General features: G+C 41.7%; 17 protein-coding genes. 8 read left to right on the plus strand and 9 right to left on the minus strand.

The annotated features are described in order from the left end of the window. Nucleotides 1-139 precede the first annotated feature (139 nt). The 5 genes from AABS66_RS09155 to infA all read left to right on the plus strand — a co-directional run bounded on the left by AABS66_RS09155 (nt 140) and on the right by infA (nt 6,798). Nucleotides 140-1,819 (plus strand): DUF7057 domain-containing protein, encoded by a 1,680-nt coding sequence (locus AABS66_RS09155; RefSeq protein ID WP_206085444.1) that lies wholly within the window; start codon nt 140-142, stop codon nt 1,817-1,819. 397 nt (nt 1,820-2,216) lie between these two features. Further along, on the plus strand, nt 2,217-3,983 hold the full coding sequence (gene cydD, locus AABS66_RS09160) for a heme ABC transporter permease/ATP-binding protein CydD (protein WP_272538773.1): 1,767 nt from the start codon (nt 2,217-2,219) through the stop codon (nt 3,981-3,983). A gap of 2 nt (nt 3,984-3,985) precedes the next feature. Beyond that, the gene (gene cydC, locus AABS66_RS09165) at nt 3,986-5,728 is read left to right on the plus strand and encodes a heme ABC transporter ATP-binding protein/permease CydC (protein ID WP_206085442.1); all 1,743 of its coding nucleotides are present in this window, start codon (nt 3,986-3,988) and stop codon (nt 5,726-5,728) included. A gap of 8 nt (nt 5,729-5,736) precedes the next feature. Further along, the gene (gene aat / locus AABS66_RS09170) at nt 5,737-6,438 is read left to right on the plus strand and encodes a leucyl/phenylalanyl-tRNA--protein transferase (protein ID WP_206085441.1); all 702 of its coding nucleotides are present in this window, start codon (nt 5,737-5,739) and stop codon (nt 6,436-6,438) included. Between the two features lie 141 nt (nt 6,439-6,579). Further along, on the plus strand, nt 6,580-6,798 hold the full coding sequence (gene infA, locus AABS66_RS09175) for a translation initiation factor IF-1 (RefSeq protein ID WP_004244560.1): 219 nt from the start codon (nt 6,580-6,582) through the stop codon (nt 6,796-6,798). 62 nt (nt 6,799-6,860) lie between these two features. Here the strand turns inward: infA and clpA are convergent, their stop codons facing one another. After that, nucleotides 6,861-9,146, minus strand: a complete 2,286-nt coding sequence (gene clpA / locus AABS66_RS09180) for an ATP-dependent Clp protease ATP-binding subunit ClpA (RefSeq protein ID WP_430224837.1) — start codon at nt 9,144-9,146, stop codon at nt 6,861-6,863. Nucleotides 9,147-9,177: 31 nt separating this feature from the next. After that, the gene (clpS, locus tag AABS66_RS09185) at nt 9,178-9,498 is read right to left on the minus strand and encodes an ATP-dependent Clp protease adapter ClpS (protein WP_206085439.1); all 321 of its coding nucleotides are present in this window, start codon (nt 9,496-9,498) and stop codon (nt 9,178-9,180) included. A 391-nt stretch (nt 9,499-9,889) separates the two neighbouring features. On the opposite strand from clpS, the gene cspD reads away from it, so the two are divergent. Beyond that, nucleotides 9,890-10,138: a cold shock domain-containing protein CspD gene (gene cspD / locus AABS66_RS09190; RefSeq protein WP_206085438.1), complete on the plus strand. Its 249-nt coding sequence runs from the start codon at nt 9,890-9,892 to the stop codon at nt 10,136-10,138. A gap of 76 nt (nt 10,139-10,214) precedes the next feature. On the opposite strand, the gene AABS66_RS09195 is transcribed toward cspD, so the two are convergent. From AABS66_RS09195 to AABS66_RS09210, 4 genes are all read right to left on the minus strand, one after another. Beyond that, nucleotides 10,215-11,147: a DUF1177 domain-containing protein gene (locus tag AABS66_RS09195; protein ID WP_206085437.1), complete on the minus strand. Its 933-nt coding sequence runs from the start codon at nt 11,145-11,147 to the stop codon at nt 10,215-10,217. 258 nt (nt 11,148-11,405) lie between these two features. Beyond that, nucleotides 11,406-12,155, minus strand: a complete 750-nt coding sequence (locus AABS66_RS09200) for an IclR family transcriptional regulator (protein ID WP_430224838.1) — start codon at nt 12,153-12,155, stop codon at nt 11,406-11,408. Further along, nucleotides 12,152-12,985: a nitrilase-related carbon-nitrogen hydrolase gene (locus AABS66_RS09205; protein ID WP_430224839.1), complete on the minus strand. Its 834-nt coding sequence runs from the start codon at nt 12,983-12,985 to the stop codon at nt 12,152-12,154. Before AABS66_RS09205 ends, AABS66_RS09200 begins: the two co-directional genes overlap by 4 nt. A gap of 10 nt (nt 12,986-12,995) precedes the next feature. Continuing rightward, nucleotides 12,996-14,342, minus strand: a complete 1,347-nt coding sequence (locus tag AABS66_RS09210) for a purine-cytosine permease family protein (RefSeq protein ID WP_430224840.1) — start codon at nt 14,340-14,342, stop codon at nt 12,996-12,998. A 465-nt stretch (nt 14,343-14,807) separates the two neighbouring features. Here AABS66_RS09210 and AABS66_RS09215 point away from each other — a divergent pair, with 465 nt between their 5' ends. Beyond that, a complete protein-coding gene (locus AABS66_RS09215; RefSeq protein WP_430224841.1) occupies nt 14,808-16,241 on the plus strand; it encodes a hypothetical protein in 1,434 nt (477 codons plus the stop codon). A 58-nt stretch (nt 16,242-16,299) separates the two neighbouring features. Here the strand turns inward: AABS66_RS09215 and macB are convergent, their stop codons facing one another. The 3 genes from macB to AABS66_RS09230 form a co-directional block, all read right to left on the minus strand. Beyond that, a complete protein-coding gene (gene macB / locus AABS66_RS09220; protein ID WP_272538780.1) occupies nt 16,300-18,243 on the minus strand; it encodes a macrolide ABC transporter ATP-binding protein/permease MacB in 1,944 nt (647 codons plus the stop codon). 1 nt (nt 18,244) lies between these two features. After that, nucleotides 18,245-19,351, minus strand: coding sequence for a macrolide transporter subunit MacA (gene macA, locus AABS66_RS09225; RefSeq protein ID WP_206085480.1), 1,107 nt, complete (start codon nt 19,349-19,351; stop codon nt 18,245-18,247). Nucleotides 19,352-19,499: 148 nt separating this feature from the next. Continuing rightward, nucleotides 19,500-21,164, minus strand: a complete 1,665-nt coding sequence (locus tag AABS66_RS09230; protein WP_206085430.1) for an ATP-dependent nuclease — start codon at nt 21,162-21,164, stop codon at nt 19,500-19,502. Nucleotides 21,165-21,539: 375 nt separating this feature from the next. Here AABS66_RS09230 and AABS66_RS09235 point away from each other — a divergent pair, with 375 nt between their 5' ends. Beyond that, nucleotides 21,540-22,439, plus strand: coding sequence for a lysine exporter LysO family protein (locus AABS66_RS09235; RefSeq protein ID WP_206085429.1), 900 nt, complete (start codon nt 21,540-21,542; stop codon nt 22,437-22,439). The last annotated feature ends 5 nt before the right edge of the window (nt 22,440-22,444 follow it).

The raw sequence follows: 22,444 nt of genomic DNA on the forward strand, positions 1-22,444 counted from the left end.
GTTGAAGCCTTTTTTATGCATTACTCCTACTCATCTTAATGGTTGTTTTTTACATCTATTTTTAAGAGCAAGTTTATATTGCCCTTCTCCTGCACTGCCTATACTGTTTTTACATGATCTTAACTTTATAGGTATTGATATGGAGCAACCATCAGGGCGTGATATCGTTCGTGGCTATTCGTATTTTATTGTTATCATACTCGCCATCATTCAGGGCATCGTCATTGCCGCAACAACGGATTACTCTATTCGCTCTGACAGCCAGTTAGATGCAACTACGGTATTCCTACCCATGTTACTGGCGATATTCGTGCCATCAGTGGTTAGCTACTTAATCACTAACGCCAAATCTGTGGTTTTCTATCTTAGTATCGCTTTAACTATTGCTTTAACTTGTTGGGTTAACTTTTGGCATAGTCAAGACTTTGAAACCCCTTCTGATGCCAACCCCTTTATTGCATTCCTTACGCTGACTGTTCTGTTATTTTTCATGCTCCCGTGGATGCAATTACTGCAAGCAACACAGTCATGGAAAATCAATTACGGTTGCTTAATGGGGCTATATATTAAAAATACCTTCTTAGGTGTATTAGCCTCGGCAATTGGTGGGCTCTTGACCTTAATTGTGAAATTAGCCAGCTTTTTGTTTGGCATAGTTAATTTGCACTTTTTAAGTGACATTCTTGATAATGAAGTCATTTATTGGGTCTGTTTTACCCTTGGTTTTAATATTGGCTTAACATTTTTACGTGCAACTGTTGATATTCAACTCAGTAACTTCGTGAGCTTTATTGCCCGTTTCTTCCTGCCATTATTAAACGTCGTTGCGGTCATTTTCTTAGGTGGCTTTGTTATTTCCTATTTTTCTGGGTTGGACTCCGCAGGCTTAGGCTCTGCCGTAATGCTGTGGTTTGTGATCCTTAATCTCATTTTTATTAATTTTGTCTATGGGGATGGCAGTACACAATACCAATTCCGTAAAGGGCTGAATGCCTTTGTTTTAATAAATATTATCTTGCTCAATGCTTTTTCTGGGCTTTCACTGTACGGCATTCTTGTGCGGGTGAATCAATACAGTTGGAGCATCGAGCGGTTATATGCTTTTACCGTCGCGCTATTTTTAGCTTTGGTTGTTTTAGCCTATAGCCTTGCAATCATTCGCAAAAAAACATTGTGGATGACCTCACTCGGCACGATTAATAAAGTCGGTATTCTCTCCCTTATCGCCATTATTTTCGTGATCAATAGCCCTATCGCCAATTTCAAAACCATAACCATCAATAGCATTGTAGCGGGCGTGAATAACGGCAAAATCAAAGTGAATAGCTCGCTCGCTTATGACTTAAAGCAATTAGGTGCTGAAGGTAAGCTCGCGTTTGAACAACTAAATAGCAATCCTGAGTATCAAAAACAATTCCAAACCAGCCCTTATGCTGAAGAGCAACAAAAACCACTCAAAGAGGTACTCATACAAGCGAAAAACAGCCCTACGTTGCCAGATAACTGGTTTGATTTGGGTGATAACCTCAGCAGTGCGTGGTATTGCACATCAAAACATGAACCTTATTCATGCTTAGGTTTTATGGCAGATGTGAATCAAGATGGGAAAGATGATGTGGTTATGTGTTATTCCTACCCGACTAGCTCAACTATTGATTGCAATATTTGGCAGGAAATAGAACAAAGCTGGGAAGTTGTCGATACACAAAGCCATTCATTCAATACCGTGCAGAAAAAAGATAAAGCTTGGGATAATTTGCTTAACGGACAATTTACCTTAAAACCGAAAGAGTGGCTAAATATAACTCCCACACCTTAAATTTCCATAAAAATGCCAACGGCTTAACAATTTTGTGTTAAGCCGTCTTCTCATTACGTAAAAATACAGTAGCATTCCATCACTTTTATGCTTTTTTAAGTTGAAATATTCAGTTTACCTTTACAGAACAATTTGATAACAAAGCACTTTCCACATTAAATAACCGACTTTTATTATGCAACATCTGCCACTTAAGCTGTTATGATGTAGCGTAAATAATCGAATTACAGGTCGAGATCAAAAACACCGCTCTCACTATTTTTATTAAATGCGTTGTTTGATCATTATTTTCCGCCCTGATGTTATTTGACTCACAGTGAACGACAAAACGCTGTTAGGTTTTCATAACCTAACTATACTCAATGACATTAAAACGACACCTGCTAACTAAATCATTATGGATAAATCAAGACAGACTGAATTGGTACGTTGGTTAAAACAACACAGTGCACCTGCTAAGCGCTGGTTGCGGATCTCCATGCTGTTAGGCATGGTCAGTGGATTGTTGATCATAGCTCAAGCTTGGTTCTTAGCCGTCATCCTACAAGCACTGATTATGGATGGCACCCCGCGAGAACAGCTATTGACCCCATTTTGCCTTCTGATTGGCGTATTTGTTTTACGTGCCATTGTGACTTACATTCGAGAACGGGTTGGTTTTCGTTGTGGCCAAGTTGTGCGCCAAGAAATTCGCACTCGCGTATTAGATAAACTCCAAGAACTCGGCCCTGTTTGGGTTAAAGGTAAACCCGCAGGAAGCTGGGCAACCATTATCCTTGAGCAAATTGAAGATATGCAAGATTACTATTCACGCTATCTTCCTCAAATGTATTTAGCAGGGATTGTGCCCATCATGATCCTTATCGCCATTTTCCCATTCAATTGGGCAGCCGCGATGATCCTGTTTGTCACTGCCCCCTTAATCCCTATTTTTATGGCGTTAGTTGGCTTAGGCGCCGCTGATGCGAACCGCCGCAATTTTATCGCACTTGGCCGTTTAAGTGGCAGCTTCTTAGACAGACTCCGAGGGCTCGATACCCTTCGCCTGTTCTTCCGTGAAAAAGCAGAAGTTCAGCAAATTCGTGAATCCACTGAAGATTTCCGTTCCAGAACGATGGAAGTGTTGCGTATGGCATTTTTATCTTCTGGCGTATTAGAGTTTTTCGCCTCAATTTCTATTGCTGTGGTTGCCGTGTACTTCGGTTTTTCGTATTTGGGTGAAATGAACTTTGGTAGCTATGGCTTACCTGTCACGTTGTTTGCAGGCTTCCTTGCTCTGATCCTTTCCCCCGAATTTTTCCAACCACTGCGTGACTTAGGCACTTATTACCATGCTAAAGCTCAAGCAGTAGGTGCTGCTGAAACCTTAGAGACACTGCTAAATAGTGAAGGGGAAGAAAAGCCGCAACAAGGTATAAAAACGTTATCTGATGGCCCTATTCGCATTCAAGCCAGCCAGCTCGAAATTTTATCCCACGACGGTGTACGCCTTGCTGGCCCGTTAAATTTCACCATCGAGCCACAACAGCGTATCGCACTGGTTGGGCAAAGTGGTGCAGGTAAAAGCTCATTACTCAACTTATTACTTGGCTTTTTGCCTTACCACGGTTCAGTGACAGTTAATGATATTGAACTGCGTGAGTTGTGCCCTGAAAAATGGCGTGAATTGCTCGGCTGGGTTGGGCAAAACCCACATTTACCCGAACAAACACTCATTGAAAATATTTGTTTAGGTAAACCAAATGCATCTGAGGCAGAAATTCAACACGCTATTGATAAAGCATATGTTTCCGAGTTTTTACCTCACTTACCCAATGGCTTAAATACTCGCCTTGGTGATTACGCCGCGCGGCTTTCAGTGGGCCAAGCACAACGTGTTGCTGTCGCTCGGATTTTATTAAAACCCTCACGATTACTACTGCTTGATGAACCTGCAGCAAGCCTTGATTCGCACAGTGAGCAACGTGTCATGCACACACTGAACCAGCTATCTGAGCAGCAAACCACTTTGCTTGTCACTCATTTACTGGAAGAAACCTTGGATTACGACCAAATTTGGGTGATGGCAAACGGCCAAATCATTCAGCAAGGGAATTACTCTCAACTTAGTCAGTCTGAAGGCGCTTTTGCCCAGTTATTAGCCCATCGCAGTGAGGAGCTCTGATAATGAAAATTTTATATCCTTTCTTAGCCCTCTACCGCCGCCATTGGTTTTTAATAACGCTTGGGATCATACTCGCCATCGTGACATTGCTTGCCAGTATTGGGCTATTAACCCTCTCAGGTTGGTTCTTAGCTGGCACCGCGATTGCGGGCTTCCCTGGCTTATATTATTTCAACTATATGCTGCCCGCAGCTGGCGTACGTGGTGCGGCAATATTCCGTACTGCAGGACGCTATGGCGAGCGCTTAGTCAGCCATGATGCAACATTCAAAGTCCTTGCTCACTTACGTGTTTTTGCCTTTAGTAAAGTGTTACCCCTTTCTCCGGGGGGCATTAGCCGTTTTCGCCAAGGGGAGCTATTAAACCGCTTAGTGGCTGATGTCGAAACCCTTGATCACCTCTATTTACGTGTATTATCGCCGATTATCACGGCATTTTTTGTCACATTTGTCTTGATTTTCGGTTTAAGCTACCTTGACCCACGCCTTGCTTGGACACTAGGTGGCGTCATGTTGTTCTTATTGTTCACAATGCCATTTGTTTTTTACCATGCAGGTAAGCCTATTGGTCGCGAACTCACAGAGCTACGCGGTGACTATCGCACTATCTTAACTTCAGCCCTGCAAGGGCAAGCGGAGTTAACCTTATTTGGTGCAACCACACGTTTTCGCCAAAACCTTTGGGCAATTGAAAACTGCTGGCAAGCTCGCCAGCAGCAACAAGCTGCACTAACAGGGTTATCCCAAGCTATTATTTTATTCGCATCGGGGATCACTGCTACCTTACTGCTGTGGATGGCCGCTGAGCACGTCGGTGGAGATACTAAACCTGGTGCATTGATTGCGCTATTTGTGTTCTGTGCGTTAGCCGCCTTCGAAGCCTTAGGGCCTGTCGCCGTCGCCTTTCAGCATATGGGGCAAGTAATTGCTTCTGCAACACGGGTTTCCCAATTAATGACAGCAAAACCTGAAGTGACGTTCCCAAGCGAAAGCCCTTCAATCACAACACTAGAAAGCCTGACTGTCGATAATATCTCGTTCACCTACCCTGAACAGCCATTTGCCGTCCTCGATAACGTGTCATTGCGCTTAGCTAAAGGCCAACACCTCGCCCTACTTGGGAAAACAGGCTGTGGTAAATCAACACTCTTACAATTATTAACCCGTGCATGGGATGTCGATAGCGGTACAATTACATTAAATGGTCAGCCAATTAATGCATTTAGTGAAAAATCACTCCGTAGCATCATGTCGGTTGTACCGCAACGTGTGCATGTGTTTAGTGATACTCTGCGTAATAATTTATTATTAGCGAATGAGCAAGCTACCGATGCTGAATTGAATGCAGTTTTACAACAAGTCGGCTTAGGCAATTTGCTCGAAAATGAGTTGAAACTCAATGCGTGGATGGGGGAAGGTGGTCGCCAATTATCTGGTGGTGAACAGCGCCGCTTAGGCATTGCCCGTGCATTGTTGCACAACACACCGCTAGTGTTGATGGATGAACCAACAGAAGGCTTAGACGCACAAACTGAACAGCAAATCTTAGCGTTACTAAAAGAAAAATGTGCTGACAAAACCTTGATTGTGATCACCCACCGCATGCAAGGCTTAGAAGAAATGGATAACATCTGCGTAATGGATAGTGGTAAAATTGTCGAGCAAGGCACCCATCAAGCGTTGTTAGATAGGCAAGGTCAATACTACCAATTCCGCCAGCGCCATTGGGCTCAGAAAACACACTGAGGCGCAATATGTACCAACTCGATGATGACTCATATTTGTTCCCTCCCGTCTCGGAAGCGATGCGGGAACCCAATGGTTTATTAGCTATTGGAGGCGATCTTTCATCAAAAAGGCTGCAAGCAGCGTATTATGATGGTATCTTCCCATGGTTCAATCCAAGTGAGATGCCTTTATGGTGGTCACCAGACCCAAGAGCGGTATTATTGATGGGCGATTTACACATCAGCCGCTCAATGAAAAAAGTGTTAAAAAAGCAGATTTATCGTATTACGGTTAACCACGCTTTCAAGGATGTTATTGAAGCGTGTTCTGTGCGTGAAGAAGGAACGTGGATCTTACCTGAAGTGCAAGCAGGTTACCTTGAGTTACACCACGAAGGGATGGCTCATTCTATTGAAGCTTGGTATGACGACAAACTGGTTGGCGGCCTATACGGTGTGAATATGGGCCATCTATTTTGTGGGGAATCCATGTTCAGTAGAATGAATGATGCATCCAAATTTGCTTTTATTACATTCTATTTTCATTTTTTGCGCTATAATGGGCAGCTTTTTGATTGTCAGGTACTTAACCACCACACCGCCTCACTTGGCGCAAAAGAAATATCCCGTAGGGATTTTTTACATATTCTTTATCGGTGGCGTGACAAAGGGATAGACCCCGCCTGCTGGATACCGCAATCGATTGAATTACCGCCAATTTTCAATTAGTGAACGTTGGTTTATTATTAATTTTATTCCTTCACATAAGCATAAAGATCGCATTAAAATGCGACACTTCTTTACTTAGTGCGGGTTTTTGGGCATTATCTTGCCCGTTAAAAATCACGGTTATTAAACTTAGAGGATTAGATGGCCAAAGAAGACAATATTGAAATGCAGGGCACAGTTTTAGATACCCTGCCAAATACAATGTTCCGTGTTGAACTGGAAAACGGTCACGTGGTGACTGCTCATATTTCTGGTAAAATGCGTAAAAACTATATCCGCATCCTGACAGGCGACAAGGTAACTGTAGAGTTAACCCCTTATGACCTGAGCAAAGGCCGAATCATTTTCCGTAGCCGTTGATTACCTCTTCAGGCAAGGCCTGACATTACCACAGGTGCATGAGACACCTGTGGTTAATTATGTCAGAATACCGCATCCTCCGGAGAGGCCTTGTGCACGCTACTGAAGCTGTATGTCAGTGTGTTACTTTTTTCATCAAGCCCGATACTCACAGAGCCGCCGTTGGTTAGTGAACCAAATAGCAATTCATTTGCTAATGGTTTCTTCAGGTTCTCCTGAATTGCGCGCGCCATAGGTCGGGCACCCATTGCTTTATCATAGCCTTTTTCACATAACCAATGACGTGCTGCCGCACTCACCTCAATTGACACGCCTTTCTCATCCAACTGCGCTTGTAACTCAACAATGAATTTATCAACAACCAGGGTGATAATTTCTGGCGTCAGTGAATTGAACCAGATAATACCATCAAGACGGTTACGGAACTCAGGCGAGAAAGCACGCTTGATTTCCGACATCGCATCCGTGCTGTTATCCTGCTCTGCGAAACCAATCGAGCGGCGCTGCGTTTCTTGAACCCCTGCGTTTGTGGTCATGACGACAATCACGTTACGGAAATCCGCTTTACGGCCGTTGTTATCGGTAAGTGTGCCGTGGTCCATCACTTGCAATAAAATGTTGAATACATCTGGATGCGCTTTTTCAATCTCATCCAATAACACCACAGAGTGTGGATGCTTGATCACCGCATCAGTCAGTAAGCCACCTTGATCAAAGCCTACATAGCCTGGAGGCGCACCAATTAAACGGCTGACGGTATGACGTTCCATGTATTCAGACATATCAAAACGCAATAATTTAATATCCAGCGCTTTGGCTAATTGAACCGTGACTTCCGTTTTACCTACCCCTGTAGGCCCTGCAAACAAGAAGGAGCCGACAGGTTTATTTTCTAACCCTAACCCTGCGCGATTCATTTTGATCGCTTCAGACAACGCCTCAATCGCTTTATCTTGCCCAAATACTAACATCTTCAAGCGTGAATCAAGGGTTTTGAGTTTGTCTTTATCGCTCGATGAAACTGTTTTTTCTGGAATTCGCGCAATACGTGCAACGACAGTTTCGATCTCAGGAACACCAATCGTTTTTTTGCGTTTGCTTGGTACAACTAAACGTGTACGCGCGCCAGCTTCATCAATCACGTCTATGGCTTTATCTGGTAAATGCCTGTCGGTGATATATTTAATCGATAAATCTACCGCTGCCTGGATGGCTTTCGCAGTGTAACGCACATCGTGATGTGCTTCGTATTTCGGTTTTAACCCATTAATAATACGAATGGTTTCTTCTGGTGTCGGTTCAACAATATCAATTTTTTGGAAACGACGAGCTAGCGCCCTGTCTTTTTCAAACACACTACCAAATTCTTGATAGGTGGTTGAACCAATCACGCGAATACGCCCACCCGAAAGTAGTGGCTTAATTAAGTTAGCAGCATCCACTTGCCCACCTGATGCAGCCCCAGCACCAATAATAGTGTGGATCTCATCGATAAACAGTATGCTTTTGGGGTCTTTTTCCAACATTTTGAGCAAGGCTTTGAAGCGTTTTTCAAAATCCCCACGGTATTTCGTTCCCGCTAACAATGAACCGATATCTAAGGAGTAAATCGTGCAACCTTTCATGACATCAGGCACATCGTCCTGTTCGATACGCCATGCAAGGCCTTCCGCTATCGCCGTTTTCCCAACACCAGACTCCCCCACTAACAACGGGTTGTTTTTGCGGCGGCGACACAAGACTTGGATCGTTCTCTCTAATTCAGCCTGACGGCCCACCAGCGGGTCGATATTCCCTTTTTTGGCCTGTTGGTTCAGATTGGTCGTAAAGTTGTCCATGTGGTCTTCTGAGACCGGTGGCTCTTCATTCGGTGCACTGTTATTGGACATATCGTTATCTGACGATGACGATTCTTCACCTTTTACCGTACCATGAGAAATATAGTTGACCACATCTAAGCGGCTAACATCGTGCTTACGCAATAAGTACGCAGCTTGAGATTCTTGCTCACTGAAAATCGCGACAAGCACATTTGCCCCGCTAACTTCGCTACGACCCGATGACTGCACATGAAATACCGCCCTTTGTAACACACGCTGAAAACTGAGCGTCGGTTGGGTGTCTCTGTTATCATTTTCGGGTAACAAGGGTGTAGTTTGCGCGATGAAGTGTTCCAGTTCTTGACGTAAAGCGACAAGATCAACCTTACAAGCTTCTAAAGCTTCGCGTGCCGAGATATTACTCAGTAACGCCAGCAATAGGTGCTCAACAGTCATAAATTCGTGGCGACTGTCTTTCGCTTTCGTAAAAGCTACGTTTAAACTAAGCTCCAGTTCTTGATTGAGCATAAGCACCTCCCAAAATTGATATTAAACCAGATCAGACTTTCTCTATAGTACAAAGCAAAGGATACTCATGTTCACGGGCAAATGTATTGACCTGCGCCGCTTTTGTTTCTGCAACCTCTGCGGTAAAAACCCCACAAATTCCCTTTCCCTGAATATGCACATCTAACATTATCTGTGTAGCGCGTTCTTCATCAAAAGAAAAGTATTTTTGTAACACTTCGACAACAAAATCCATCGGAGTGTAATCATCATTATTTAATAATACCTTATACATCGACGGTGGCTGTAGGGTTTGTTCCACTTCGTCTTTGAATATGACGTCTGTTTTAAATGTGCCCAGAAAATCGCTCATTACTTTCTTGCTCAGTGTTTAACTTCAAATTAAGCATAGTCTTTATTATCAACGATTTCTATCAATCCACATGATAGCGTTATAAAACTATACCATTACATTCTTTCATGGCTTTTCTTAAACAAGCCTTTCATTTGCAGTGTATCATGCCACTAACCTCATCGCTTATCTTTAGCAATCTGTGAGCTATATCAAATATCACAGAAAATAACATTTGGCGCTTATCGAATTTTTACCACTTTACCATAATTCCTGAAACTCCCCTCTTGACCTTAGAATGCAATCCACTACAGTATGTTTTACGAACAGTTTTTAGCGTATATTTACTTAGTTTCTGTGTGTATTTTATACATATCTGCAAAACACAACTAGCAAACCGAAAGGATAAAATATGGAGACGGGTATCGTTAAGTGGTTCAATAACGCAAAAGGCTTTGGTTTTATTTGCCCGGCTGATGGCGGAGAGGATATTTTTGCTCATTATTCCTGCATCAGAATGGACGGTTACAGGACACTAAAAGCAGGTCAAAAAGTGCAATTTAGCGTGACAATTGGACCAAAAGGTAATCATGCGGATGTTATCATCCCCATTGAAATAGAAGAAACCACAGAAGGCACATCAGAATCAATTTTGCCCTGACGCATATAGAGCACAGTTAATTATTTCAATTATATTATTGATGCTGTTAATAATTAACTGTGACTATTTTATAAGCTCAACGGCCCGAAGTTTGTAAATGTGACATATCACCATACAGCGACATCAATAATGCATACTGTTCTGCATCATAAAAATCACACTGTTTTTGCGTAAAGGCTTTCGCCACCTCAATCATAAATTTCACCGCAGCAGCAATATCAATCTCATGACTTGCTCCCGTAGAGCAACCAGGTACCACGGTTTCAGAACAGATCGCCACACCAACAACAGGGGCTGAGGTAGATACCGCGGGTTGCATAATACTATTGATATGATGAAGGCCATTACCATACGGTGTAATATCCTGAATGGATAAAGGAAATGTCACCGCACGCTGCCCACTGCTCCACTCCATTAAGCGGAGTAAATCATTAGAAACAGGTAAAATGTACCCATTTTTAACCGTTGGTGATAATGCATAACCTTTATGATTCAACAGGTTATTACCTTTGGTGGTATCTACCGACAAAATAGCATCCGCTTCAGGGATCGCTTCATGTTGGTTCATCGTGACATCTTCTAAAGGAGAGTCCATAAAATCAACTGGGGTATGAGGGCGAGTCGGCGCATTAGGGCAAATATGAGTTGTAATCACCACATCACCTACCAATTTATCGCCTTTTTCATGCATTTTTGCTAATTTCAATGCTGTTGCAATGGCCGCAATCGCCCCATCGGCATCTGAAACTACCCCAATACGTGACGGCCTTGCACCAATCCCCCCTAAACGGCCAATAATGCCTAATGTAGGTGCTTGATGACCTTGAGATTTACCTTGGGTGCCTGGAATAAGAATACGGACAAAATCACTTTGACCTTTCAGGTCTTTGACCGTTTTAGAAGAAACTTCAATTGCTGGGAAAGTCTTGAACAATGCAACAACATCTTCCCCCTTAACGTTCGCGCAATCGATTAGCTCATACGCACAAAGGGTTTGCTTTAGACTCATTGTACTTCCTTGAATTTTAATAATTTTTATTTGATTGTAGGGCTACTTTGAAATTAACTCACACAAAATATGACTTAATTTCATTTCACCCAAGTTAAGGCTTAACTGTTAAAAAAGCCTTATTTTTCCTGATGAAGGCGTATTCACGCACTTAAAATAAAATACTAATAATATAAACTACTTATGGTGTGCTACTTACTTTTACTACTTACCTTTACTACTTACCTTTACTACTTACTTTTACTACATGACATAACGCTATTTGCTGGTACTTCTTTGTAACCAATAAGGATCTCCAACCATACAACCAAGGTAAGAGGTCTTACGACATAGGTTAGTTGAAAGTTGCGCCATAACCTGTTCATTCATTTGGGTTTCTGGCAAACTTAGACATAATGCATATAACGTGTTCAGCGATGGATCAAACACGGTACTCGAAACCGAGGCAACACCTGCAACAGACTCGTTAATTGAAAATTCCCAACCACGTTCATTGATCAGATTCATCTGTTCTGTTAACTTCACTTGTAATTCTTTATCTTCTCGGCCGATAATGTTTGCTCTTTCCTGCAACGGTAAGCGCGCTAACAGAGCCCGCCCCGTTGAAGTTCCAAGAATTGGCAAGCGTGTACCAGGCTGTGTGATCACCTGCAACATGCTATTACCAAAGCGTGCATGGACAACCCTTACCATTTCATCATCGAGCGCCGAAACATAGCTGGTAAACCCAGTATCTTTCGTCAACTCATCAAGGGCTTCTAACGTCATATCTATCAATGGGTTCATCCCACGCGCACGGTGAGCCAACTCCATGATTAATAACCCTGGCCGATAAATGGGAGCATTATTCTTCTTTTCTAACAGCCCCAGTTCTGACATTTGCTTTAGTAAGCGAGAAGCAGAACTTTTCGGCATGCCTAATTCATTGACTAACGTCGTAACGGTAAGCTCATTACCTGAGCGTAGAAATAATTGATAAACATCAACGACGCTATTTAAAATGCTCATGAATCAAAACCTTGAGTAAGAATGCCATAATCTTGAGGCTTTCTATCACGTAAATATGGAATGGTTAAACGTGTATGGGCTTGTAAAACAAAATCAATTTCGCCAATTAACAACGCTTCACCATCACATGTGGCTTCACAAAGCACTTGCCCACGAGGGCCTAACACTTTGCTACCACCAAATAAGTGTAAATCCCCTTCATGACCCCAACGGTTAACGGCCAGTAAATGTGCACCATTTTCCAAAGAACGGGATGCCGTATTAATGTCCCACATGTCTTTATCTTGTACACACCAAGCAGAAGGTGCGATTAGCAGCTCTGCGCCATGAAGGGTCAAAATACGCGCAACCTCAGGAAACCCCATGTCATAGCAAATCATGATGCCAATTTTGCCAATTAGCGTATCAAATACAGGGAAGCTATCACCACGACTAAACCATTGTTTCTCAATACCAAAAGCATGTACTTTACGAAACACACCGCTGATACCTTCACACCCTGGGTTCCACACGCCAACCGCGTTATAGATATCCCCAAGGTAGTCACCTCGTTCCACAAAACCACTCACGATAGTGATATTCAAGCGTGTCGCAAGCTCGCTAAATAAACGATATGTTTCGCTTCCAGTAGAATCGCTGAGATCCCACAGCTTCGTATTTAGCAAATCACCGCGATAACCTGTTGTGGCAAGCTCTGGAAAACAAATCAGTTTCGCCCCAGACTCTGCCGCTTGTTCACATAACAGCGCCATACGCTGCAAGTTACCCTGTTTATTCCCCAGTTCAGAATCAAACTGAGCAAGGGCAACTTTGACCTTGCTACCTGACATCGCACTTTCCTTAATCTAAGTGAGCCACTTTGCGAAAATGCACCGTATCGACACCTTTTGCTTTCGCTTGCCAGCGCATGCCAATCCAATAAGCCAGCGCACCTGTAATTAAAGAGTTAAGTGCAGGAATGCCATAATCGGCATGGAATGGACCTAATTCTGACGTTCCCCACCCCACAATAACAGCTAACAACCACACAACGAGTGTCACAGGGTTATAAGCTTCACAGCTAGATGGCAGCACACCTTGTTCGCGGGTGATATCAAGCTCTTTGCGATCGCGTTTTAAGATGTAATAGTCAACAACCATGATCCCAGCGACTGGTGGGATAGCAATACCTAAGTAAATCAAGAAACTAATAAAATTGTCTAAAATACCTAACATGGAGGCAATCGTACCGAAAACACCAATTACCCATGTTAAATAGCGACGGTCAAAACGCTTATTAAAGATAGCGTTAAGCAGCGTTGAAAACCCGAGTGATGATGAATACAGGTTGATGTCATTCATTTTTATAGTGGCAAAGATAACAATCGATGCACCTAATAAGCCCGTTAATGCCATCATCAAGTCAAATACTTGGCTGGTACGTAATGCCAGAGCCATCAGCACCGCTATCATATTAACTAAAAGTTCACCAAAAAATGTACCGATTAACGTCATCCAAAATACATCCTTCGGTTTTATCATAAAGCGGCTAATATCTGGTGTGGTAACCGCTGAGATAATAAAACCACCTGCAACCATAGTAATTGCCGCAGGCATTGTCATTAAAGGCCCAGCAGGGGCAGTATCATTGATAAGCGCACCAAGATCCTGACCTGATAATAAATTATACGTTGCCCAGCCTAACGCGAATAAAAAGAGCGGCGTTGAAATATTGGCGGTAATAGATAAAAACCGATACCCATATACCGTAATAATCGTCACCGCAATACCTGTAATAAGTGACCAAGTCCCTGGTGTTAGCACATTAGTCGCTTTATACATTCCATCCGCAAAGAAACCATTTTGGACGCCAAACCAGCCCATCAAGGAGATGGCAATCGCGCCACCAATAAGAGCTGAACCTAACTTTCCAAAACCAGACCACCTTGACAGTAGACTGATTGACATTCCTTCGCGGCATGCAGCTGCTCCAAGCCCCCAACTGACTACCTGTAAAATTACAGAGCCAAGGATGGTCGCCCAAAACGCCTGCCAAAAAGTTAACCCGTAACCGAGGGCTGCACCTAACATCACTTGTGAAACACAAGCGAGTGCGCCAATTCGTAGAATTAACACTTCATAGAACGGTCTACGAGCACTTTGGGGTACTCGAGCCAAAGAATAATCTTCACCTGCTTTATTCGCCATTTTGCACCTGCTGTGTGGTTGTCTTTGCTTAGTTTTTACTGGCTTTAATTGTTTGTTCCATTATATGGAACTAGGTTTCATTTATTCTACATGCAAATAATATCCATGATCGATATCGAATCGCAAGCAGAATTTATCTTTTCAGATAACTTTTTTATTATGGAATATTTCACGGAGCGAGGAAATACCACACTAATAAAAAATTTTATCGATAAATGAATAGGTTAAAAATTACGTGTTTAATTAGCAGAATTGGAGTGAGGAACTCAGTTCCATAAAATAGGACTATTCTTTAGCAGTAATTTCCCTCTAGCTAGCAGCAATCACTCCAATTTGGAGTGTCCTAGTCCGAAGTTATACGATTAGAAAAAAAATTTAGCTTTAGTAGGAATAAATGATTTATGAAAGAAATGGGGATAGTTGAGTTGGTAGGCTGCTATAAATAGTTAACATCGGAAACATAACATGCCAGCTGAAATAAACTACCCTATTAAATTTTGTCAGAATGACCTATTGAACTATGTATTTAAGAATGACCCCCTAATAAGCAAACTTGCCCAACAACTCAAAAGCATCTCCAATATTACATATGCATGTAAAAATGGTGCTTGCCAAGGTTTATCACACATATTCGCGGCTTATGAGATGGACGGACTGGGGGCTGAATCTCTACACCAGCTCAAAAATTGCTTAAATCCCTTTATACCATCAACATCCGCTTATAAAGAAGTCAACAAATGTGTAGAAGAAGCTTACTTAAAATGCATTTCAAATTTGTTAGCTGAACGTTGTACTGATATTTTTGATGTACAGATAAATCAATACCAATATAACGGCTATAATGACCTATATAATAATTATTATACCATTAACACAGTACCAAAACCTAAAGGAATAACAAACATTGAATATATCATTCAATGCTTAGAAGAAAATAACAAAAATATATATTCTAAGAATATAGAACCCTGTTTTAATCCTAATATTAAAATAGAAAAAGACATCACCTATGACCTATATAACAAAATAAGGTTTGGTAATGAAACACCTACTCCAAGGAAATATAAAGCAGAACAAAGCCTATATGATAAGATTAAAAAAGATAAAGATATCACTCTAAATGAAATGCAGTCCTTTATTAAAGAGATATATGCATATTGCATGTTACATTATGCAAGTGAGACAGCACTATTTAACTTAAATTCAGGATTGACAATTGATAATCGTTGTTCTCCTTTGTCCTCTATTAATGTAGAACCTAGTTGGGAGAGTGTCTCCTTTAAACAATTAGAGAAACTAATTACTGAAAAAAGCATTAAAAAACAAGATATTGCTATAATTTACAATTCAAATAATCATGCAATGGCAATTTGCGGGAAATATTACCCACAAAAACAAAGATACCTTTTTAGCTTTTTTGAGCCAAATTGTGGGTTAATACAATCATCTAATATAAAAGAATTTATTGATTTTTTAAAACAAATTATAAGCCTCAAATTTACACTTCCTATTGCTTCTACACAAAAAACAAAAACTGATGTAACTATTGGTTATATACGGAAACTACAAAAAACACGAACACACTCAAAAAAAATGAAATTACCGAAAATCAACAATGCAGAGCTACAATCTGAAATCAAAAAACAGCTTACTGAGAGTAAAGTAAGTATCGAATTAGATAAAAGTACCAAACTCACTTTCGATGAGTATTCTCAAGGTAATAATAAACTGACAATGAAACTAAAAAAGGAGGGGGATACTTTTACCATTTATTCGACCTTGTGTGACATTCATTCAACTATAGCGTTAATCACTAACTCGATAAATAAAGTTCCTTTATTAACATCAGCAAAAATTTGTATAAATTCTTTAGGGAAAATATTTTATCGGCTTCGTTAACCTTACTTTATTCTCCTTTGTAGTCACTGAGCTACAAAGGAAAATACATATTAACAAATCACTCTCTTGCTAATGCATCAATTGGGTTTAAACGTGCGGCGCTGCGTGCGGGCAAGAAGCCGAAAATAACTCCAATCGCGGTTGAGCAGACAAACGCACTAATAAGCGCGACAGGGTCAAATGCGAACGTCCAACCAGGTAGCGCCATTTGTGCCAGTAAGCTGATCCCATAAGAAAGTGCAATTCCCATCAAGCCCCCCATTAAACACACCAATACCGCCTCAATGAGGAACTGCTGCATTACATCACTGGTTCTCGCACCAACTGCCATACGAATACCAATTTCGCGAGTTCTTTCTGTCACCGACACCAACATGATATTCATCACACCAATCCCCCCGACCACCAGCGAAATCACCGCCACTAAGGTTAAAAACAGTTGCATGGTTTGGGTGGTTTTTTCCGCTGTTTTTACAAAAGTATCAAGGTTATAGGTGAAAACATCTTTTTTACCGTGGCGTAACGTTAATAAACGCGTCAGTTGCTGCTCGACGTTTTTGGCGTCATACCCATCCTTAACGCGCACCGTAATGCTGTCATAATAAGGTCGATTTAAAATCTTGCTGTTCATCGTGGTATCAGGGAGCCAAACAGACAACGATTTACTGGAGCCAAATACTGATTTCTGGTCTTCCAACACCCCAATTACTGTCGCTGGCATATTACCGATGAGCAAGGTTTCCCCTACTACATTAGCTTGTTTTGGGAAAAAACGCCGTTTCGTGTTCTCATCAATAATGACCACTTGAGCACGCCTATTCGCCATGTCTTGCGTAAAATTCATGCCCTCTGAAAATTTTGAAGCATATACATTAAAATAATCGCGGCCAATTCCTGTTAACTGTGCAGATGCATCTAAATTCCCTTTCCTTAAACGTGCGGAACCATTTAGCTGGCCTGAAATCGCGTGAACATAAGGCTGCTTAGCAAGAGCATCAATATCCGAGGCTTTTAAAGATTGTCGATTTTGTGCATCATCACTTCCAAAATCAGTGCCAGGATAAATTGAAATCGTATTGGTACCAATCGACTTGATATCATTAAGTACCATACCTTGGGCAGCATCGCCGATGACCATAATAGAAACCACTGAAGCAATCCCGATAATAATCCCTAGCATGGTCAACAAGGTACGCATTTTATTGACCACCATGGCACGCCAAGCCATCAACAATGCTTCGCTAAATCGACCATAAATCTGCCCAAGGGATAGTTTCCTTGTAGGGGCTTTTGATAACGGTTTGGCTAATTTACTGTTTTTTGAACCTGAATCTCGAATAATTTCGCCATCTTTGATTTCGACAATACGTTCAGCTTGTTGTGCAACGGATGGATCGTGAGTAACGATAATCACCGTATGGCCTTGAGCACAAAGGTCTTTGAGGATCTTCATCACCTCTTCACCTGAATGGCTATCTAAGGCCCCCGTAGGCTCATCGGCAAGAATAACTTGCCCTCCATTCATTAATGCACGCGCAATACTGACTCGTTGCTGTTGCCCACCAGACAATTGGCTCGGCCGGTAATTAACCCGCTCGCCAAGCCCTAGGCGCTGAAGTAATTGCGTCGCACGTTCGCGCCGCTCCGCTTTTCCAGAACCTGCATATACTGCAGGTATTTCAACGTTTTGCTCAGCACTAAGGTGGTTTAATAAGTGGTAGCGTTGGAAAATAAAACCAAAGTGTTCACGGCGAAGCTCTGCGAGTTGGTCGTTGTCTAGCAACGCCATATTTTGCCCATCAATATGGTACTCTCCAGATGATGGCTTATCGAGGCAACCAATGATATTCATCAGGGTGGATTTACCTGAACCTGAAGCACCGATAATCGCAACCATTTCACCTGCATTTATTTGCAAAGAAACGTTTTTTAAGACAGTAACCTCATTTTCACCTTCACCATAACGGCGAGTGATCCCCTGGAGCTCAATGAGTGTGGCCATCTTAACTCTCCGAACCACTGTGCCCAATAATCACTTTATCACCTTCATTCAGTCCTTTAACCACTTCGACTGACACATCATTGCGACTACCAATTTCAATCTGTTTTTTCTCTGCTTTTTGCCCTTCTAGCACTTCCACATCATAAACCTGCGGTGAAACTTCATCCCCTAACGCAGAAAGGGGTAATATCAGCACATCTTTACGTGAATCGAGATCGATTTTGACCTGTGCAGTCATCTGTAATTTTAGGAGATGCTGAGGATTAGGGACTTCAAAGCGCGCATAATAGAAAATAGCATCATTGATTTTCTCAGGGGTTGGCAAGATATCTTTCAATTGACCTGAGAATTTTTTGTCTGGCGCACCGAGTACCGTAAATGAAGCCTCTTGGCCTGGTTCTAAATAAATCACATCCGCTTCAGACACTTCCGCTTTAACCAACATAGTGTCTAAATCTGCTAATGTTAAAATCGTTGGTGCTTCTTGCGCTGCAATCACGGTTTGCCCTTGTAACGTTTTGATAAACGTGACAATGCCGTCCATCGGCGCGGTGATTTGCGTGTATTTTAAGTTAGTTTTTGCCGTATCTAGTGTGGCCTGGTTGCGTTTAATTTGAGCTTGATAAGTCGCTACCTGTGCTTTTTTCACATCCACATCAGTTCTGGCTTTGTCCAGTTCTTGTTGCGCGACAGCCTGCAATTTGGCTAAGCTCAAGTGGCGTTGGTAAGTCAGTTGCGCCAGTTTCAATTCTGCTTGTGCTAACGATAAATTAGCCTCAAGTTCACGTGTGGTCGCTTCAGACTCAGTGACATCATTTTGTGCTTTTTTCGGGTCGATAACCGCCAGTAAATCGCCTTTTTTAACGTAGTCACCCTCTTTAACATATAAGGTTTGTAACTGCCCGCTAACCTGAGCACCCACATCAACTTTACGTACAGCATCTAACTTGCCCGTCGCGAGAACTTGTTTATCTAAGTCACCACGCGTCACGTCAACGGTTTGGAAAACCTCTTCTTTCTCACCTTTAAAGAGAAAGGCAGCAGCGCCAACGACAACAATCAGGATCACCAAATAAATCGGCCACTTTTTTTTCGGTTTTACCTTCATCACTCTTCACTTCCTATCATTAAAAAGAGGGCGACGCCCCCTTCTAAATACTATGCTATATCACTTAAGTTATCGTTTAATTAAACATACTATAGATAAACACCCGCTATCTATAAATATTCAATCAACAATATATTCACTTTCGTTATCAATACGCTTTCCCCCTCGCTAACCATGCTACCCGAGAAAACATACTTTTTAGCTGTAATGGAATGCTATCAGGGCCCAGTTCTGCAGAACGGTTCACCGTAGCCAACGCTAAGTCAGGCTTTGACGTTCGGGAAATCGCTTTAATAATCACACGGCGTGTCGACACCCGTGCATTTTCTGGTATGTCAGCAATTTCATGATAAAGGCTTTTAAACCCCTCACGATATAGGAAATGTTCCATATCTGGCGCAGTGAGCATGGTTAAGCGATCCCTATCGGGTGAATTGATCTTATTCGCATAGTGGGTCGCAGTTGCAGCATATTTACGCCCTGCCTCGTCGCCATCGGTTAAAACATGCCATTCAATTCCCATTTTATTGGCAAATTTTAATAGTGGTTTCAAGCCACTTTGTGCAAACGCAATAACTTTAATTCCTTCGGTTTCAAAATAGTAGTGACATTGGCGAGCAAATTCACTCATTAGCCAAATCTCTGTTTCGCCTTCAACTAATAACCAACAACGTGCAAATAATGATGATGGTCGATTAAAACGAATATGAAACGAAATTTTTCGCAATTCTTCTGTACTGAGATCATTTGGCGTTAAACGATAAGCAGAAACTTTATTAGTATCACGTACTAAACGACATAAGTCTTCAAGAGGAGCTTGAGAAAGTAACTCCCCTGAATTTGTCGTGGTAATCCGTTGCAGCGCAAACAAGCTTAGTAATCCCCATGCAATCGACAGCATAATCGGATGCAGGCGAGTTTCGGGGTCTTCAACAATAATGAGCGGGCGGGCGTGTTTATCTAAATGAATATTGCCTTTGGATTGTAATAAAGAAGAAAACATCCCCAAGATAATCAAACGAATATTTCGTTGATTAGGTTTTGCAATCAAACGGCTGATGTTATCCAACGCTTTCCAGCCTTGCTTGCGCGGCTCAATATTCACCATATTGTCATTAAGCTTGATCATATGGGCACTTTGCCCTGAAAAATAGTGACTTAATAACTGCTGCATGGCGTCTACACCGTCACTTAATTCATCATCACTTAAACGTTCTGGATTATTCACTAGAGCACTGGTTAATTCTTTGATACGTATATTAAATGCATCACGAAACTCTTTTTCACCAACGACGATGGTTTCAGGGTTGAGGGTTTGTAAAAAACGCGCATCACGCAGGCGAATAACAGGGTATAATCGAATAATCTCTTTGATATACTTACCCACATTGTCCAGAGAAAGCTTATTTCCCCCTGAATTTAAAAAGCTTTTATCCACCGCAATCGTATTGTCATCTCGCAGCTCAGCACTCACTCGATAAAAAATATGTTTTAGATCATCACCATTATCAACCCAAACTGAGCTAAGATTATGAAAACGATAAGATTGGTGGCGGCCTTTATGCCTTTCACAAAATTTTAAAACAATTTGCAATGACCGATAACGGGAAGCGTTGTCCCCTGTGGGGTGATGAAAATCGTGCAGATTAAATTGGTAATCTTGATGTTCTGGTGAGAGAAGCAAATCGAGCGCATCAAGAAGACTGGATTTACCCCATGAGTTTTCCCCGATCAAAACAGTACTGTTATTGAGTTCTAAGGAAAGGCGGTTGATCCCTCTAAATCCGTATATCTCAACACGTTCCAGATACATATCTCACTCCTTGTCATATTTTCTTTAATATACTCTGAACTCGTCAATTTGCATTCAGATTATCAATAATTGTGCTGACAAAACGCACATTTAGAGCTTATCGATTAACCCATGGTTTTACTATAAGTATGTCTGCAAAATAAAAAATCTTTGTGACAAAATTGCCAACTGAGTTGAGCTAGCAATAGCAGTGTTATAAAATAGTAAAACTTTCTTTTTTAGTATTTTTGACCTATTTTTCACTCAGTCACCAATAATAAAATTTTATCGAAAAAAAATGCATTAGCACGGCGAGTTAAATTTCACATAACGAAAATAAAAAAACAAATATAACTCATTGATTATATTGATGGGATAACCACTAAGGATGCGGCGATGTATTCAGGACTCTTAATTATTCTTCTACCGTTAACTCTCGGTTATCTTATTCCTATTAAAAACAAACAAATTCTTCACCGTGTGCATCAATCATTAAATTCAATGGTGTATGTGATTTTATTTTTAATGGGGATCACCCTCGCACTGCTTGAAAACTTAAGTGAACACCTCTTTTCTATTCTCATTTACGCCATTACCTTCTTTGCTTGTATTTTTTCACTTAATATTATCTCACTGTTATTACTCGATAAGTTAGATCCGTGGAAAATTCCACAACATAAGCAAGAAAAACCGCCGTCACGCATTAAAATGGTGCTTGAATCTCTACAATTGTGTGGCGTCCTGCTTTTAGGCTTTATAGTGGGCTTAACAGGTTTTGATTTTCTGCATTATGCGGATAAGGGTAGCCAAATTGCTCTAATGCTCCTGCTATTATTAGTCGGCATTCAATTACGCAACAGCGGAATGAGCATTAAACAAATTTTAATTAATCGCCGCGGGACAACCATTGCCTTTGTGATGGGAATCAGTGCATTAGCGGGAGGAGCGCTGGCGGCATTATTACTGGGCTTACCCGTTAAAATGGGGCTAGCTCTCGCATCCGGCTTTGGTTGGTATTCACTCACAGGGATCGTGTTAACTGATGCCTATGGCCCTGTGATGGGGAGCGCCGCCTTTTTTAATGACCTAGCCCGCGAGCTAGCCGCGATCATGTTGATCCCTATCATTATCAATCGCTACCGTTCAACGGCATTGGGCATTTGTGGCTCAACATCCATGGACTTCACCCTTCCTGTTTTGCAACGCAGTGGCGGTGTTTCGATTGTGCCTGCCGCGATTGTTCATGGCTTCGTACTGAGTCTTATTACGCCAATTCTTATGGCCTTCTTTACATAGGTAAA

It is taken from the genome of Providencia sp. SP181 (assembly GCF_050446505.1).
GTDB lineage: Bacteria > Pseudomonadota > Gammaproteobacteria > Enterobacterales > Enterobacteriaceae > Providencia > Providencia vermicola.